Origin of the sequence: Pseudomonas sp. R2-7-07, assembly GCF_003852355.1 — a bacterium.
In the GTDB taxonomy this organism is placed as follows: Bacteria; Pseudomonadota; Gammaproteobacteria; order Pseudomonadales; family Pseudomonadaceae; genus Aquipseudomonas.
Genome location: NZ_CP027759.1, coordinates 3,029,303 through 3,045,422, shown reverse-complemented (window position 1 = coordinate 3,045,422; position 16,120 = coordinate 3,029,303). Strand labels below are relative to the sequence as shown.

Genomic DNA, 16,120 nt, shown 5'->3' with positions numbered 1-16,120 from the left:
GAAGGAGGACTTCTTGAAAATGAGCCTGGCCACTATAAGCGCCCGGTTTTGCCTGCACAGTGAAACAAAATTCATGGGCGCGTCAGTTGGCGGCGGCGCAATGGTAGAGTCACGGTTTTTCCAGGGAAGCACGAGCATGCATAAAGCGGTGATAGGCGCATTGGTACTGGCAGCACTGGCCGGTTGCGCGGGTTCGAAGATGAAAGAGGCGCGCGCGGGCAGCCCTTACAAGACCATGGCCTCGGACAAGGCGACCCTGGTGGTCGCCCAATGCATCCAGTACGGCTGGCAGGACGAAAGCGTGTTTGGCGTCGACGCCGGCGGCTTCAAGGAAGCCACCGAGGCCGGGGGTTTCACGGTGTACACCACCGGCGGTGACTACTTTGTGGATGTGCTGAGCACGGGCGCAGGTTCTACCGTCAAGTATTACGCCGCAGAAGACACGATGCCCGCCAAACGCCGTTTGGCCGCACTCGCCACTTGTCTTTAATACCTTGCCTTGGTCATATTTGGCCTATTATTCACCCGCTCGCCCGACGTAATGGCTCTTTACCGGTACACGGATGTCGAGGCTTAAACGTCGGGCGGGCACCTCCTTCCGGGGCCACTGTTCAGCGTGGCATGAAGCCCAACTGCCAGCGTCGCGGAATCGCCAGGGTCGCCAGGCCCAATAGCCCCGCCAACGCACCGCTGACCCACAGGGCGCGCAGGCCGATCTGCTGCTCCAGCAGCGCGCCGATCACGGCGCCGATAAACATCCCCGCCCAAGGTATCAGCTGCATGCGCCAGCCATTGCGGCGCTCGCCCAACAACCAGCGGCCCAGCCCGCGACCGAAACGCGACAGCGCCCCCGTGACATAGGTGAGCCCTACCGGCACCCCGTTCACTTGCTCGACGGCCGCGTTGAGCATGCCCATGGCGATAATCGCCGCTAACAGGGCGGGCAGGGTCTCGGCCCATGGCAGCAGCGCCGCGCCGCAGAGCAGCGCGCCGATGCTCAGCAACAAGGGCAGCGCGCGACGCTTGCTTACGCGGCTGACAATCACGCCCAAGGCATTGCCGACGATGAAGGTGGCAACCAGCAACAGCAACCGCCCGGTAAGGCCAAGGTCGCCCGCACTGATCGCAACCGCCAGGCGCGTGGTGTTGCCGCTCATGAACGAGACAAAATCGCCGCTGGCCATGAAACCAATGGCATCGGTCATGCCTGCCAGTACCGACAGACCGGCCACCAGCATCAAGCCCACACGCCCACGCCAGCGCTGTCGATGGGCGAGCGCGGCGTTGGTATAAGGCTTGGCGGGCGAAGGCAGCATAGGGCTTTCCAGTGAAGTTATTCGGCCACTACCCTAGGGCGCTTTGCGTGTGCGCGCAATCACCTCACACCGGCTCCAGGCGCCAGCCCGTGCTGTGCCAGCTCAAGTAATGGCTGGGCTCGGTCGCCTGCAGGAAGGCTTCATCGTGGGACACCACCAGCAATGCCCCGGTGAAACCTTTCAAGGCCTGTTCAAAGGCACTCACCGTCTCCAGGTCGAGGTGGTTGGTCGGCTCGTCCAACAGCAACAGTTGCGCCGGCACGCCGCGCCACAAAGCGATCGCCATCGCCGCTTTCAACCGCTCGCCACCGCTGAGTTGGCCTGCCGGCTGGGTCACCCGTAAGGCATCCAGTTGCAGCAAGGCCAGGCGCGTGCGCAATTCGGCTTCGACCAGCGGCGTGTCGAGCAGGTTGAGCTGTTCGACGACAGTGCGCCGGTCATCCAGCAGCGTCAGGTGCTGGTCGATATACGCGCAGGGCAGCGCCACCGTGCACGTCCCACTGAGCGCTTGCCATTGCCCGGCAAGCAGCTTGAGCAGGGTGGATTTGCCGCAACCGTTCGGCCCGCGCACAGCCACCCGCATGGGGCCGGTCAGGTCAAGCGTCAGAAAGGTGGAAGGTGCCTGCGGATCCAGCCAGGGCAACTGTGCCTGTTGCAGGCTCAGAACCTGGCGGCCGTTGGGCACCGCCGCACCCGGCAAGGCCAACAAGGTCGGCGTCTCGTCCACCACGCGCTCGTAAGCTTGGCGCACCTGCGCATTGAGGGTGTCTTTTTGATCATGATGGGCGCTGCCCAGGGTGCTGACGATTTGCGTGGCCGCGCTTTTCCATCGTGCCTTGGTAAACCGGTCGACGTTGGCGGTCGCTGCATATTGGCGTGCACGCGCCGCGTTGCGCTGCAGGTTGTCATGGTCCTTTTGCAAGCGCCGGCGTTCGCGGCTGCGCTGTTCGCGGGCGTGTTCCCACGCCGCGATAGCCGCCTGCCGTTGTGTGTCGCGTTGCTGAAGATAGGCATTGTAGTTGCCGCCATACACCTGCGCACCCAGGGGCGACAGTTCGATGATCCGGCCCATGGCGTTGAGCAATTGGCGATCATGGCTGACCACCACCAGGCCACCACGCCATTGCGACAATTGCTGCAGCAGCCAAACGCGCCCGAGGCTGTCGAGGTGGTTGCTGGGTTCGTCGAGGATCAGTAACGGCGGCGCCGCCAACAATGCGCCGATCAGCGCCACCTTGGCCAATTGGCCACCACTGAGCCGGTCGGCCCGGGAAGTCGCGCTGAGCGAGGGCAGCCCCGCCGTATCCAGGGCCACGCGCAGGCGTTCGGCGAGGTCCCAGCGATCATCGATCAGTTCCAGGTCACCGGCCACGCCTGTGCCCTGGGCCATGCGTGCAAGGGCTGCCAGGCATTGGGTGGTGCCGGTGATATCGGCGACAGTCGCACCCGGCCGCACCGCCACGGTCTGGGGCACGTAAGCCACCTGGGCCGGTGCGTTCAGCGTACCTGAGGAGGGTTGCAGGATGCCGGCGATCAGTTGCGCGAGGATACTTTTGCCACGCCCGTTGCGGCCGACAATGCCGGTCGGCGTGTGGTCGATGGACAAGGTGAGGTCTTCCAGCAAGGTTTCGCCATTGGCGAACTGGAAAGACAGGTGTTGCAGGGAGACCAGTACGGGCAGCCGGTTGACGTGAGTCATCAGCACCTCCAGGAAAATGTCGAACAGGCCAACAAGCGCGCCAGGCGGGCTTGTTGCAGATACATTTTGGAAGGCTTAGTTGTTCACGTCGGCGATCGTCCCGCGATTCAGAAGGGAGGCAGAGGCTAACCCACCTTGGCTTGGCCGGGCAAGTCGGCGGCCAGTTGCTCAAGGAACATGGCCAGGGCGACTTCTTCGGCTTTCAGCCCCTTGCGCACCCGTGGCTTGGGCAGTTTCGACAACTCACCCAGGCTGAAATGCTCCAGCACCGCCGGGTGGATATAGCACTTGCGACACACCGCCGGCGTATTCCCCAACTGCCGGGCGACGTCCTTGACCATGGTCACCACGTGCCGTTTGGCATCGGACTCCGGTTGCCACGCCAACTCGCGCAACACCGCCAGCGCCATGGCCGTGCCGGCCCAGGTGCGATAGTCCTTGGCGGTGAAATCTTCGCCGGTCAGGCTATGCAGGTAAGCATTGACGTCCTGGGAGCTGACGGTATGGCGTTGACCGTCCTCGTCCAGATACTGGAACAGGTTCTGCCCCGGCAGCTCCATGCACCGCTTGACCACGCTGGCCAGGCGCCGGTCCTTGACGCTGATCTGATGCTCCACGCCGCTTTTGCCGCGAAACTGGAATTTTATCTCGCTGCCCTTGATGTCCACATGGCGGTTGCGCAGGGTGGTCAGGCCGTAGGATTTATTGTCGCGGGCGTACTGAGTATTGCCGACACGGATCAGCGTGGCATCGAGCAACATCACCACCGTGGCCAGCACCTTTTCGCGGGTGAAGCCGGGTTCGGCGATCTGGGCTTCCAGCTGTTTGCGCAACTTGGGCAGGGCGTTGCCGAATGCCTGCAGCCGCGCGTACTTGTCGCTGTCGCGCACTTCGCGCCAACGCGTGTGGTAACGGTACTGCTTGCGGCCACGGGCGTCGCGGCCGGTGGCTTGCAGGTGCCCCTGCGGGTCGGCGCAGATCCACACATCGGTGTAGGCGGGCGGTACCGCCAGGGCATTCAGGCGCTTGATCTCATCGGCATCGGTGATGCGCTCGCCGTCGGGGCCGAAATACTGAAACTTGCCACGCAGTTTTTTGCGGCGGATGCCGGGTTGGGTGTCGTCAACGTAATGCAGGTCGCGAGGCAGAGCGACGGGCGGCGAAGAGTCGGACATGGTGCAGGTTCCTTGGCAATGGATCAGGCCGGTATGTCTGATTGACCGCGTCGCCCTGCGGTCGTGCCAAATGGTTTAGGCCAGCACCGCCACCGCCTTGATTTGCGCCCACAGCACCTGGCCCGGCTGCACTTGTAGCTGATCCCGCGAGAACCGCGTGATGCGCGCCAGCAACGGCGTGCCACCGGCATCCAGGCGTACCAGTACATGGGCGCTGTTATCTGCGGCGACGTCCTGGATGACCGTCACCGGCAGGCGATTGAGGATGCTGCTGTGTTCCTGCGCCTGATGGCTGAGGCTGACGTCCCGCGCCTGAATTTTTACCCGCAGCTGTTTGCCCACGGCCATCGGCGTGTGGGCCACGCGTATCTGCAGCGGGCATTCGGGCAATTGCAGGGTGAGCAACTGATAGTGATCGTCGTAGGCAATCACGCTGCCCGTGACCACCACACTGGCATCGTCGCCCCGTGCCAGGGGCAGATCGAGCCGCGCCAGGGTTTCGCCGATGGGCCCGCTGGCCACCACCTTGCCGTCGCCGAGCAGGACAAGGTGGTCGGCCAGCCGCGCCACTTCGTCCTGGGCATGGCTGACGTAGAGCACCGGGATATCCAGTTCGTCGTGCAGGCGTTCGAGATAGGGCAGGATTTCATTTTTGCGCTGGCTGTCGAGGGCCGCCAGGGGTTCATCCATCAGCAGCAATCGGGGGCTGGTGAGCAACGCGCGTGCGATGCCGACGCGCTGGCGCTCACCGCCGGACAGATGCTGCGGATTGCGCTCTAGCAGGTGCGCGATGCCCAGCAACTCAGTGGCGTGGGCCATCTCCACACGCCGCTGCAAACGCGGGATGCGCTTGAGGCCAAACGCCAGATTGGCCCGCACCGACAGATGAGGGAACAGGCTCGCCTCCTGGAAGACATAACCCAAGGCGCGTTTATGCGGCGCCACGAACTGCCCGCTACGGCTGTCTTGCCAGACCTCATCGTTGATCTGCACAAATCCGTCTTCGGCGCGCTCCAGGCCAGCGATACAGCGCAGGCAGGTGGTTTTGCCGGAGCCCGACGGGCCGTACAGGGCGGTGACGCCACGGCCGGGCAGTTGCAGCTCCACGTCCAGTGCGAAGCCGGAGTATTTCAAGTGCAGACGTACTTCAATCATCGCGCTCAACTCCAGCCCATGTTGGTTTTACGGCTGGAGTAGAGCGCCAGCAGCACGAGGAATGCGAACACCACCATCGCGCCGGCCAGCCAATGGGCCTGGGCATATTCCATGGCTTCGACGTGGTCGTAGATCTGCACCGAAACCACCCGGGTCTTGTCCGGAATATTGCCGCCGATCATCAGCACCACGCCGAACTCGCCGACGGTGTGGGCGAAGCCGAGAATCGACGCCGTAATGAAGCCCGGGCGTGCCAGCGGCAGGATGACTGTGAAAAAAGTGTCCCAAGGACCGGCGCGCAAGGTCGCGGCCACTTCCAGCGGGCGCGTGCCGATGGCTGAGAACGCGTTCTGCAACGGTTGCACGACGAAGGGCATGGAGTAGATCACCGACCCTATCACCAGCCCGGCAAAGCTGAAAGTCAGGGTGCCCAGGCCGAGCCACTGGGTGAACTGGCCGAAGTAGCCATGGGGCCCCATGGACAACAGCAGGTAAAAGCCGATGACCGTCGGCGGCAACACCAATGGCAACGCAACCACGGCCCCCACCGGGCCGCGCCACCAGGAACGGGTGCGCGACAGCCACAAGGCAATCGGCGTACCGATCACCAACAGGATCACAGTGGTCAGCGACGCCAGTTTGACCGTCAACCAGATCGCGGAAAAATCGGCGCTCGTCAGCGGCATTTACAGCTCGTAACCGTAGGACTTGATCACCGCAGCGGCCTTCGGCCCTTTCAGGTAGTCAACCAGTGCCTTGGCGGCAGCACTGTCCTTGCCTTTATTGAGGATTACGGCGTCTTGTTTGATCGGGTCATGCAAGGACGACGGTACGATCCACGCCGAGCCGCTGGACACCTTGCCGTCCTTATAGATCTGCGACAACGCCACAAAGCCCAACTCGGCGTTACCTGTGGAGACGAATTGATAGGCCTGGGTGATGTTCTGGCCTTCGACGAGCTTGTCCTTGACCTTGTCGGTCAAGCCTTCCCTGGCCAGCACCTGGGTGGCTGCCAGGCCGTAGGGCGCGGCTTTCGGGTTGGCGATGGACAGGTGCCTGAAGGCGTTCTGCTTGAGCACGTCACCGTTGGCATCCACATAGCCTTCCTTGGCCGACCACAAGGCCAAGGTCCCAACCGCGTAGGTAAAGCGCGAACCCTTGACGGTATCGCCTTCGGCCTCGAGTTTTTGCGGGGTGGTGTCGTCGGCACTGAGGAACACTTCGAACGGCGCGCCGTTCTTGATCTGGGTATAGAGCTGCCCGGTCGCCCCGTAGGCCGCGATCAGCGTGTGACCGGTGTCTTTTTCGAAGTCGGCGGCAATGGCCTGGATCGGCGCGGTAAAGTTCGCGGCCACGGCGACTTGGACCTCATCGGCATGCGCCGAACCCAAGGCAAAGGCGGCAAGCAGGGGGCCCAGGCGTGAGGCGCGGATCAACATTAAACAACTCCCTGAGGATGTACGGCTGGGTAGCGCTATGTAGGAGAATATATAGCGATTGCCTGCTGCCGGTACAGTGCCGCGTTGTTCCAAGCGCTAACGTTGCAGTTTGGCCAAGGTCTGCTCTGCCAGATGGCGGGTCAGGTCATAAGTTGAGTGTTCATTACACAGGCGCAAGGCCTGGCCTGCCCACAGGTTGCTGAAGCCGGCTTCGTCCTTGGCCTTGAGCGGCATCAACGCGCCACCGGCCCGTGGAAACGCCGGCGCAGCGGGGTTGATCGCGCCCAACTCACGCATCACCCGATTGACAATGCCCCGCGCCGGACGGCCGGTGAACAGATTGGTCAGGGCTGTTTCGCTGGCCTGGGCATGTCGCAACGCATGGTGATGGGCAGCGCTGACGCTGGCTTCTGGGGTGAACAGATACGCCGTGCCGACCTGCACCGCCGAGGCGCCCAAGGCAAAGGCCGCGACTATCCCGCGCGAGTCGGCGATACCACCGGCAGCGATCACCGGCACGCTGACGGCGTCGACGATTTGCGGCAGCAGCGCCATCAAGCCGATCTGGCTATTGAGGTCGTCGCCGAGAAACATCCCGCGATGCCCACCGGCTTCAATGCCCATTGCAATCACGGCGTCACAACCATTTGCTTCCAGCCAGACCGCTTCCTCCACCGTTGTAGCCGATGACAACACCTTGGCCCCGCTGGCTTTTACCCGGGCCAGCAAGGATTGTTCCGGCAGACCGAAGTGAAAACTGACGACTTCAGGGCGGAAGGTTTCAATCACTTCACATGCCGCTTCGTTGAAGGGCGCACGATTGGATACCGGAGTCGGCGCATCAAAATCGGCGCCCAGTTCGCGGTAGTAGGGTTCCAGCAATGCTTTCCAGCGTTGGTCGCGCGCCTCGTCCGCCTCGGGCGCCTGGTGGCAGAAAAAGTTGACATTGAGCGGGCGGGGGCCGGCCTGGCGAATGACGGTCAATGCTTCGCGCAGTTGCTCGATGCTCAGCGCCGCCGCAGGCATGGACCCCAGCGCACCGGCCTGACAGGCGGCGATCACCATGGCGGTAGTGGTCGCTCCCGCCATCGGGGCCTGGATGATGGGCAGGTCGATGCCCAGCAGATCGATAATGCGCGTGTCTGGCCAGGTGCTCATGGGGTGCGTCTCCAGCTTCAGTAAGGCGTTGCGCTGTTTTAGCAGGCCCCCTGGCGCCCGGCCAGTCTGTTTTATTCACTGGACGGGGGCGGTGCGTTGTGCAGCGGGTTAACGGGCGAAGCTTGCGGTCAAATCAGCCGGCGGTGCGAAAGGTCAGGTTGATGCGTTGCGGCCCCATGATCGGGTGAACGCCTTCTCGGACCGGCATCACCCCGTGGTAGCGCAGGCGATCCACGCCGCCCCAGACCACCACATCACCGTGGAACAGCGAAATCTTTTGCGCCTTGTCACTGCGCTGGTGACCACCGAACAGAAAAATCGCCGGCAGACCGAGGGACACCGAGACCACCGGTGCATCGTAGCGCCGCTCGTTCTTGTCTTGGTGCAGGGACATTTTTGCGCCGGGCACGTAGCGGTTGATCAGGCAGGCATCCGGTGAGAAATCGGGGAAGCCCGCCGCGTTTGCCGCCGATATCGCCAGTTCGCGCAACGCGTCGGGCATTGGCGGCCAAGGCTGCTGGCTACGCGGATCGAGTGGGCTGTAGCGATAGCCGGCCTTGTCGGTCGTCCAGCCCAACTCGCCGCAACTGCTCAGCGCGGCCGACATGGTAAAGCCGCCGGGCGTGACCATCTGCCGAAACGGCGATTGGGCCAGGATACGCCGCAACTCTGGCAGTAAACGCTCAACCCAGGGCAGGGCGTAGCCTCCCAGAACATAAGACTCTTCGCCAATCTTCTCGCGCCTTGCGGGCTGTTGCAGGGCGTCGTCGGCAAACAGGTCAGCAGGAGGGCCCAGCATGGCTTACAGCGCCTTGCTCACGTTGATGTCGGTAATTTCGTCGCTCGCATCGTGGATTTTCGCCAGGGCTTGCTTGGCTTCCTCAACGCTATTGCTGGTCAACTGGGCAAATTCGAAGCGACGTTCGCCGTTGAGCTTGTATTTGATGACGTATTTGGTCGTGGTGGTCACAGCTTTTTTCCTTGCGGTGTTCGGGGTCAGCTCAGCTTGGTGCCGGTGCGACGAACGATGCGAATCTTGTGGGACAGCGCTGGCTTGCGGGTAACGCTGATGGCGCGGCGCGTGACCACGTCAAGGGTGATGTTCCAGAAACCAGTGCTGGGGGCGGTGATTTTTGCCGGGAATGTGTCGAATGCGCCGCCGTGGTAGGTATGGCGGCCGCCGTTCTTGAAGCTGCGAAAATTCGCGTCGCTCATCAGGCGGATATTACAGGTCTGCGAGCATTCGATGACGACAATGTCTCCCTCGTTGAGGTGCTCACGCTGATGGATAAATTTCATGGGGTGTCTCCAGAAGGGCTTTTTCTGAAAAATCAGAACGATACGTAGGATAAGATGGAGTTTATCAGCCCCAGCGCGTTTATTATCGGGTCGTCGTCGACGACTTCGACAATTTAAAACAGTTATTTACCGAGTTTTCATAGATAAATCCTACATCTGCGGGAGAAATCTCCTGCGCCCGCTGTCGTAGGGTCTTTATCGGAGGTTTTAGTATGAAGTGGAGTGTGTTGGTGCTGGCCTTGGCGATAGGTGGGTGTGCTTCGGTTGCAGATATCAAGCAGACCCCACCTACGTTGGTGGTCATTTCCGGGAAAAAGCCGCAGGAATATGCTGCGTGTGTAGTGCGCAAATTGGAGGCGACACGTCGTCCACCGCAGATCGAACCCCATAAAGATGGTTTTCAAGTGATCGTGCCGCAGAAGTTCTCGGCCGATCCATCGGCGATCTTCGAAATCGAGGACCGCTCCAGCGGTAGCAGCATCAAGCTTTATGAAAGCATGTCCAATGTGCCGATCCGGCCGGGCGATGTGAAGAAAGCCGGGGAAGATTGCATTTCCGGTTAAGCCAAGGCGTATCCCACGCACTGAACCCGATAAAAGCCCCACCCTGTAGGCACGAGCACCTTCGCTCCTACAGGGTGGGGCTTTTTTTTGGCTGTTTCAGGGTGTTGTGACGCCGGATCAATTCCCATACCATCTGTATGGTTATGCAGTTTATGCCTAAGCTTATAACTATAAAGATGGAGCTGTGATGATGTCTCTGGAACGAGCACTGGTGGGAAGCGCGTTATGGCTGCTGTTGGGTAATGCCTACGCGCTCGACGGCAACACAATTTATACCGAGGGCGGTTCGCAGCCCGGCGCGATGCCCTGTGTGGCGTGTCATGGCGCCGATGGGCTGGGGCTTGCGGCGGCAGGTTTCCCCAGGTTGGCGGGATTGCCCGCACAATACGTGCGCAGGCAATTGTCGGACTTTGCCAGCGGGGCGCGAAGTAATCCGGTGATGCAGCCGTTGGCAAAGGCGCTCACTGACGCCGAAATCGCCGCGCTAAGCGAGGCTGTGGCCGCGATGCCAGCCCCTTTGACCGCCAGGATGCCCCGCAGCGAAATGCCTGCCAACCCGATACAGAAACTGGCCCTGCAAGGGGCATGGGAGCGGCAGATTCCCGCGTGCGTCAGTTGTCATGGCCCTTCCGGTGTCGGTGTGGGGGACGCATTCCCGCCGTTGGCCGGCCAGCCGGCGGCGTACCTGGCCGCGCAATTGAGCGCCTGGCAGAACGGTACACGGCGCGACGATCCCAATGACCTGATGGGGCACATCGCCAAATCCCTGACCCCGAATGAGGTGCAGGGCGTGGCCCAGTATTTCGCCTCATTACCGCTGGAGGCCAAGCCATGAAGGCACTCATGTTGATGGGGATGTTGATGGCGGTGCCCGCCCATGCCACGCCGATCGCCATGGAAGACCAATCCCAATTGCAGGCCGCTGCGCACTCCAATGCCCCTGCCTTTCAACCCCCTCAGGAAAGCGAACTGCCGGACAATGCCTACGGCAAGCTGGTCAGGCAGGGGTATGGTTTGTTCGTCGACACCAAGCGCCTGGCGCCGCAATTTGTCGGTAACGGGCTCAACTGCAGCAATTGCCACCTCGACCAAGGCCGCATGGCCAACTCGGCGCCATTGTGGGGTGCGTATCCGATGTACCCGGCTTATCGCAAGAAGAATGACAAGGTCAATACCTTTGCCGAACGCTTGCAGGGCTGCTTCCAGTTCAGCATGAACGGCGGTACTCCGCCGGCGGCGGACAGTCCCGAAATCACCGCGCTGTCGGTGTATGCCTACTGGCTCTCCAGCAAAGCGCCCTTGGGGGTTGAATTACCCGGGCGCGGCTATCCCGAGGTGGCGCAACCGGCTAAAGGCTACGACCTGGCCCAGGGCGCGCAGGTGTACAACGGGCAATGCGCGGTGTGCCATGGCGCTGAAGGGCAGGGGCAGAAGGTGGGCGAGGGTTATGTCATGCCGCCGTTATGGGGTAAGGATTCCTACAATTGGGGCGCCGGCATGCACCGGATCAACACGGCAGCGTCCTTCATCAAGCACAACATGCCGCTGGGCAAGATCGGCAGCTTGAGCGATCAGCAGGCATGGGATGTCGCGGCGTACATCAACAGCCACGAGCGGCCCCAGGATCCGAGGCTGGTCGAGGGATCGATAGAGAAGACCCGCATCAAGTTTCACGCCAATGATGGGGTCAATCTCTATGGCCAGACGGTAGACGGCGTGTTGATCGGGCAAGGCATCCGGTAAACTGTCGGTCACCGCCTAAAAAAATGCCGCTCAAACCCTGGGTCTGAGCGGCATGCCCTGCCTGGAACGCCCATTATGAAGCGAGAACACGTCAAAGCCCGCCATGCTGAAGGTCAGATCACGGCGACCCACGTCATCCAGAACCCCGCCGACCTGGGCGAGTGGATCGTCTTTTTCAAGAAGAGTGACGGCCGCAGTTACTTCCTGGTGGACGATCAGGATGAGGTCGAGTCATTTCCGCGCCTGGATGACTTGATCGAAATATTGCGCAGCCTGGGGATCAAGTTCGCCGAAGTTCATCTGTAGCGTTACGGCTTACTTGCACACCACCACTACGCTGCGGCTTTTGAAATTGCCCACGTCCTTGCCCAGGGTCTGTTCGCTTTCCTTGAGTGATGGGGTGCCGTCTGTGCCGACGATACGGTAGCCAGTCCCTGCGCACGAGGCGTCAGCTTTCTCATAGCAACTGGCCCATGAGTTGGCTTCGCCCGAGCAGTCGATGGTCAAGCCTTGTTCACCATTTTTCAGATAAGTGTCCGACGTGGTGGTGCAGCCGGCCAGCGCCAATACCGCGGTGAGTGCCAGGATTTTGTTCATAGAGAATCGTCTTCGAAGGTGTTGAAGGGAGCGCTGACACTAGTGTGGGGCGTTGGCGGAAGATTATAGCGAACTGCCATCTAGGTACAGCCAAACACAAAAAAGCCCCGCTTGGCGGGGCTTTTGATGCAAGGCAGCGCGGCTTATTTGCCTTTTGGCCGCTTGCTTGACGCATGACCTGCTTCATCGACGAACACTTCGGCAACCGCAATCGCCATGCTTTCGGTCTCGAAAACGCCTGCGACGCTGTCGCCATGAAAGTTGATCAGGTGCCAGCCGTCCGCACGTTGGGTGATCAGGTAGCCGTTTACGCCTTTTGGTTCTGACATCTAATTAGCAATCTCGTGAGCTGATTCAAGGGTGCAATGATAGCCGCAAATACACGGGGTTTGCCCAAGTAATTCAAGCCCGGTGCCCGGTGCCGAAAAGCGTGCTACAAAGGGTGCAGCCTCTGGAAACATCAACACCCAGGCGCCGGTCCGTCTGCCTGTTGAAAGATCAGCGGAACTTACGCCGACATATTTTCTCTATGATGACATCGCGGCGCCAGCAGGACCCATTGTAAGGTGACTGCGGCCTGATTAGACTGCGCCGAATTCCGTACGCACAGCCCTCTGTAAGGACTCATATGATCAAGAAATGCTTGTTCCCAGCAGCCGGTTACGGCACTCGCTTCCTGCCAGCGACCAAAGCCATGCCCAAAGAGATGCTGCCGGTGGTGAACAAGCCACTGATTCAGTACGGCGTCGAAGAGGCACTGGATGCCGGCTTGAATGAAATCTCCATCGTGACCGGCCGTGGCAAGCGCGCGCTGGAAGACCACTTCGACATCAGCTATGAGCTGGAAAACCAGATCAAGGGCACCGACAAGGAAAAATACCTGGTCGGTATCCGCAAGCTGCTCGACGAATGCTCGTTCTCCTACACCCGTCAGACCCAGATGAAAGGCCTCGGCCACGCCATCCTCACCGGTCGCCCGCTGATCGGTGATGAACCGTTCGCCGTGGTACTGGCCGATGACCTGTGCGTGAACCTGGAAGGCGACGGCGTGCTGACCCAGATGGTCAAGCTCTACCAGAAATACCGCTGCACCATCGTCGCGGTGATGGAAGTGGACCCATCGCAAACCAACAAGTACGGCGTCATCGCCGGTGACGACATTGGTGATGGCCTGATCCGCGTACGTGACATGGTCGAGAAGCCAGCCCCTGAAGATGCCCCATCGAACCTGGCCATTATCGGTCGCTACATCCTGACGCCGGACATCTTCAAGTTGATTGAAGAAACCGAGCCGGGCAAAGGCGGCGAGATTCAAATCACCGACGCCCTGATGAAGCAAGCCAAAGACGGTTGCGTCATCGCCTACAAATTCAAAGGCCAGCGTTTCGACTGCGGTGGTGCTGAAGGCTACATCGAAGCGACCAACTTCTGCTTCGAGCACTTCTACAAGACTGGCAAGGCTTACTGATTTTCGCGTTGCTCATCTGTTTCAAGTGAAAGCCACCTTCGGGTGGCTTTTTCGTTTTTCAGCCCCATGTAAGTCGGTATGCTGATGGCCTGCCGAGGAGAATGAAATGGCCTACGATTTTGATCTGTATGTAATTGGCGCCGGTTCCGGCGGTGTTCGCGCGGCGCGCTTTGCCGCCGGCTTTGGCGCCAAGGTGGCCGTGGCAGAAAGCCGCTACCTGGGCGGTACCTGTGTGAATGTGGGCTGCGTGCCGAAAAAGCTGTTGGTGTATGGCGCGCACTTTGCCGAAGACTTCGAACAGGCCAGCGGTTTTGGCTGGTCGTTGGGTGAAGCGAACTTTGACTGGGCGACCCTGATCGCCAACAAAGATCGCGAGATCAACCGTCTCAACGGCATCTACCGCAATTTACTCGTCAACAGCGGCGTGACCCTGCACGAAGGGCATGCGCGCCTGGTTGATCCCCATCAGGTGGAAATCAACGGCGAGCGCTTCAGCGCCAAGCATATCCTGATCGCCACCGGCGGCTGGCCGCAGATCCCTGAGATTCCAGGGCGTGAGCACGCCATCGGCTCGAACGAAGCATTCTTCCTGAAAGAGCTGCCAAAGCGCGTACTGGTGGTGGGTGGTGGTTATATCGCCGTTGAGTTCGCAGGCATTTTCCATGGTCTGGGCGCACGGACCTCGTTGCTGTACCGCGGCGACCTGTTCCTGCGCGGGTTCGATGGCGCGGTGCGCAAGCATTTGCAGGAAGAGTTGACCAAGCGCGGCCTCGACCTGCAATTCAATGCCGATATTGAGCGCATCGACAAGCAAGCCGATGGCAGTCTCAAGGCCACCTTGAAAGACGGTCGCGTGCTTGAAGCCGATTGCGTGTTCTACGCCACCGGCCGCCGGCCGATGCTGGACAACCTGGGCCTGGAGAACACCGGTGTCACACTCGATGAGCGTGGCTTTGTCAGTGTGGACGATCTGTATCAAACCGCCGAGCCGTCGATCCTGGCCATCGGTGATGTGATCGGCCGCGTGCAGTTGACCCCGGTCGCCCTGGCCGAAGGCATGGCGGTGGCGCGTCGCCTGTTCAAGCCCGAGCAATACCGCGCGGTGGATTACGCAATGATCCCGACGGCCGTGTTCAGCCTGCCGAACATCGGTACGGTGGGCCTCACGGAAGAAGAGGCGAAGAAGAACGGCCACAAGGTGCAGATCTTCGAAAGCCGTTTCCGGCCCATGAAGCTGACCTTGACGGACTGCCAGGAAAAGACCCTGATGAAGCTGGTGGTCGACGCCGACACCGACAAAGTGCTGGGCTGCCACATGGTCGGGCCCGATGCCGGCGAAATCGTCCAGGGCCTGGCGATCGCGCTTAAGGCCGGCGCGACCAAACAGCATTTCGACGAGACCATTGGCGTGCATCCGACGGCTGCGGAAGAGTTCGTCACCATGCGCACGCCTGTGGCAGGCTGATCAGGTCTCGGGCGTTGCCTCTGGCGTCGTTGCAACGACGGCGGCCAGGCGCAACGCTTCAATGCTGGCCTGGGCCTTGATCAGGTCCAGTTCCAGCGCCTTGTTGGCCTGTTGATGTACAGTCAGCGCGTCCTTTCGTGACTGACTTTCCAGCAGCGCAACCCGCAAGCGCTCCTGAAGCAGCGTGCGCTCGCTGTCGACCTGGCTGATCCTCTCGTTCAATTCGAGCCGCAACGCCTGGTCTTTGCGCACCTGCTCCTGCAGTGCGCTCAGCTCCTTGGCAGTCACCCGATGCTCGATCAACAAGCGCTCGTTGTCTCGATGCAACTGGGTGATTTCATCCTGACGCACCAGGGCACTCTGCTGGGCCTGGCGCAGTTCGGCCTGTACCTGCTGCAACTGGCCTTCATGGCGACGCTGCTCCTGCTCACGCTGCTCCTTGACGGCATTGCGGTAGTGCTCAAGCGCATCGCGGGCGTGGAGGTGCTTGTCTTCCAGGGAGCGAATCTGCTCGTCCTTGTCGTTGATCCTCAGTTCGTAATCGCTGCATGCCTGGCTTAGCCCGGCGTTACGCGTTTGCTCGGCTTGCAGGCTGGTGCTGGCGGTGTGCAGGGCGGCGCTTTCCTCGGCGAGGGCGGCGGCCTGGATATCAAACTGCTGTTGCAACTGGTGATGGGACTCCTGCAGCGCTTCAAGCTGAGTGAGCAGGGCGCTTTTCTGCTGTTCGAACTGCGCCAGGGCGAGGTCGATGGGTTCCTGAGCCTTCTCCTTCAGGCGCTGTGCGAGGCGTGCCACCAATTCACCCAGCTCATCGTCGATAGGCGCTTCGGTGATGATTTGCCGGGTTTCGCTTTCGTCCAGTTCCTTCAAGTAACGATGAATCGTGGTTTTCGAGCCGGTATTGCCCATCTCGATGCGTACAGCATCGATGCTGGGGTTTTCACCGCGGGCGAGGATTGCCAGGCGTGCCGTTTGAACTACTGCTTTGTTTATGCCACCGCGTGCCATGGGGTCTCCGTCGATTTCGTACTGTGGTACATGAT

At 60.8% G+C, this 16,120-nt stretch carries 20 protein-coding genes; 7 read left to right on the top strand and 13 right to left on the bottom strand.

The features are described from left to right. Positions 1-136 precede the first annotated feature (136 nt). Positions 137-490, top strand: coding sequence for a hypothetical protein (locus tag C4J86_RS13800; protein ID WP_124362984.1), 354 nt, complete (start codon positions 137-139; stop codon positions 488-490). A gap of 121 nt (positions 491-611) precedes the next feature. Here the strand turns inward: C4J86_RS13800 and C4J86_RS13795 are convergent, their stop codons facing one another. From C4J86_RS13795 to C4J86_RS13755, 10 genes are all read right to left on the bottom strand, one after another. Then, positions 612-1,316: a YoaK family protein gene (locus tag C4J86_RS13795; RefSeq protein WP_124370805.1), complete on the bottom strand. Its 705-nt coding sequence runs from the start codon at positions 1,314-1,316 to the stop codon at positions 612-614. Positions 1,317-1,380: 64 nt separating this feature from the next. Further along, the gene (locus C4J86_RS13790) at positions 1,381-3,015 is read right to left on the bottom strand and encodes an ATP-binding cassette domain-containing protein (RefSeq protein WP_124370804.1); all 1,635 of its coding nucleotides are present in this window, start codon (positions 3,013-3,015) and stop codon (positions 1,381-1,383) included. A gap of 125 nt (positions 3,016-3,140) precedes the next feature. Further along, complete coding sequence (locus C4J86_RS13785; protein WP_124370803.1) at positions 3,141-4,190, bottom strand: DNA topoisomerase IB; 1,050 nt, start codon at positions 4,188-4,190, stop codon at positions 3,141-3,143. A gap of 75 nt (positions 4,191-4,265) precedes the next feature. Further along, positions 4,266-5,345: a molybdenum ABC transporter ATP-binding protein gene (gene modC, locus C4J86_RS13780; RefSeq protein ID WP_124370802.1), complete on the bottom strand. Its 1,080-nt coding sequence runs from the start codon at positions 5,343-5,345 to the stop codon at positions 4,266-4,268. A gap of 5 nt (positions 5,346-5,350) precedes the next feature. Continuing rightward, positions 5,351-6,031, bottom strand: a complete 681-nt coding sequence (gene modB, locus C4J86_RS13775) for a molybdate ABC transporter permease subunit (RefSeq protein ID WP_124370801.1) — start codon at positions 6,029-6,031, stop codon at positions 5,351-5,353. Beyond that, positions 6,032-6,784: a molybdate ABC transporter substrate-binding protein gene (gene modA / locus C4J86_RS13770; protein WP_124370800.1), complete on the bottom strand. Its 753-nt coding sequence runs from the start codon at positions 6,782-6,784 to the stop codon at positions 6,032-6,034. 96 nt (positions 6,785-6,880) lie between these two features. After that, complete coding sequence (locus tag C4J86_RS13765; RefSeq protein ID WP_124370799.1) at positions 6,881-7,942, bottom strand: nitronate monooxygenase family protein; 1,062 nt, start codon at positions 7,940-7,942, stop codon at positions 6,881-6,883. Between the two features lie 133 nt (positions 7,943-8,075). Beyond that, entirely contained in the window at positions 8,076-8,741 is a 666-nt protein-coding gene (gene alkB, locus C4J86_RS13760; protein WP_124370798.1) for a DNA oxidative demethylase AlkB, read from the bottom strand. A 3-nt stretch (positions 8,742-8,744) separates the two neighbouring features. Next, positions 8,745-8,912: a hypothetical protein gene (locus C4J86_RS26865; protein WP_164484542.1), complete on the bottom strand. Its 168-nt coding sequence runs from the start codon at positions 8,910-8,912 to the stop codon at positions 8,745-8,747. Between the two features lie 26 nt (positions 8,913-8,938). Beyond that, the gene (locus C4J86_RS13755; RefSeq protein WP_124362975.1) at positions 8,939-9,241 is read right to left on the bottom strand and encodes a DUF1883 domain-containing protein; all 303 of its coding nucleotides are present in this window, start codon (positions 9,239-9,241) and stop codon (positions 8,939-8,941) included. Between the two features lie 212 nt (positions 9,242-9,453). Between C4J86_RS13755 and C4J86_RS13750 the strand changes: the two genes are divergently transcribed. From C4J86_RS13750 to C4J86_RS13735, 4 genes are all read left to right on the top strand, one after another. Further along, positions 9,454-9,804 (top strand): hypothetical protein, encoded by a 351-nt coding sequence (locus C4J86_RS13750; protein ID WP_034119649.1) that lies wholly within the window; start codon positions 9,454-9,456, stop codon positions 9,802-9,804. Positions 9,805-9,991: 187 nt separating this feature from the next. Continuing rightward, the gene (locus C4J86_RS13745) at positions 9,992-10,639 is read left to right on the top strand and encodes a c-type cytochrome (RefSeq protein WP_124370797.1); all 648 of its coding nucleotides are present in this window, start codon (positions 9,992-9,994) and stop codon (positions 10,637-10,639) included. Continuing rightward, complete coding sequence (locus tag C4J86_RS13740) at positions 10,636-11,547, top strand: c-type cytochrome (RefSeq protein WP_124370796.1); 912 nt, start codon at positions 10,636-10,638, stop codon at positions 11,545-11,547. Before C4J86_RS13745 ends, C4J86_RS13740 begins: the two co-directional genes overlap by 4 nt. Positions 11,548-11,622: 75 nt before the next feature. Further along, the gene (locus C4J86_RS13735) at positions 11,623-11,853 is read left to right on the top strand and encodes a hypothetical protein (protein WP_124362971.1); all 231 of its coding nucleotides are present in this window, start codon (positions 11,623-11,625) and stop codon (positions 11,851-11,853) included. Between the two features lie 9 nt (positions 11,854-11,862). Here the strand turns inward: C4J86_RS13735 and C4J86_RS13730 are convergent, their stop codons facing one another. Then, on the bottom strand, positions 11,863-12,144 hold the full coding sequence (locus C4J86_RS13730) for a hypothetical protein (RefSeq protein ID WP_124362970.1): 282 nt from the start codon (positions 12,142-12,144) through the stop codon (positions 11,863-11,865). A 143-nt stretch (positions 12,145-12,287) separates the two neighbouring features. Then, a complete protein-coding gene (locus C4J86_RS13725) occupies positions 12,288-12,473 on the bottom strand; it encodes a hypothetical protein (RefSeq protein WP_003173828.1) in 186 nt (61 codons plus the stop codon). Positions 12,474-12,772: 299 nt separating this feature from the next. On the opposite strand from C4J86_RS13725, the gene galU reads away from it, so the two are divergent. Both galU and gorA read left to right on the top strand, forming a co-directional pair. Next, entirely contained in the window at positions 12,773-13,612 is an 840-nt protein-coding gene (galU, locus tag C4J86_RS13720; RefSeq protein WP_043049885.1) for a UTP--glucose-1-phosphate uridylyltransferase GalU, read from the top strand. Positions 13,613-13,718: 106 nt separating this feature from the next. After that, positions 13,719-15,077 (top strand): glutathione-disulfide reductase, encoded by a 1,359-nt coding sequence (gene gorA / locus C4J86_RS13715; protein ID WP_124367137.1) that lies wholly within the window; start codon positions 13,719-13,721, stop codon positions 15,075-15,077. Here gorA and C4J86_RS13710 read toward each other — a convergent pair whose 3' ends face one another. Then, positions 15,078-16,085 (bottom strand): DNA-binding protein, encoded by a 1,008-nt coding sequence (locus tag C4J86_RS13710; RefSeq protein ID WP_124370795.1) that lies wholly within the window; start codon positions 16,083-16,085, stop codon positions 15,078-15,080. Between the last annotated feature and the right edge of the window lie 35 nt (positions 16,086-16,120).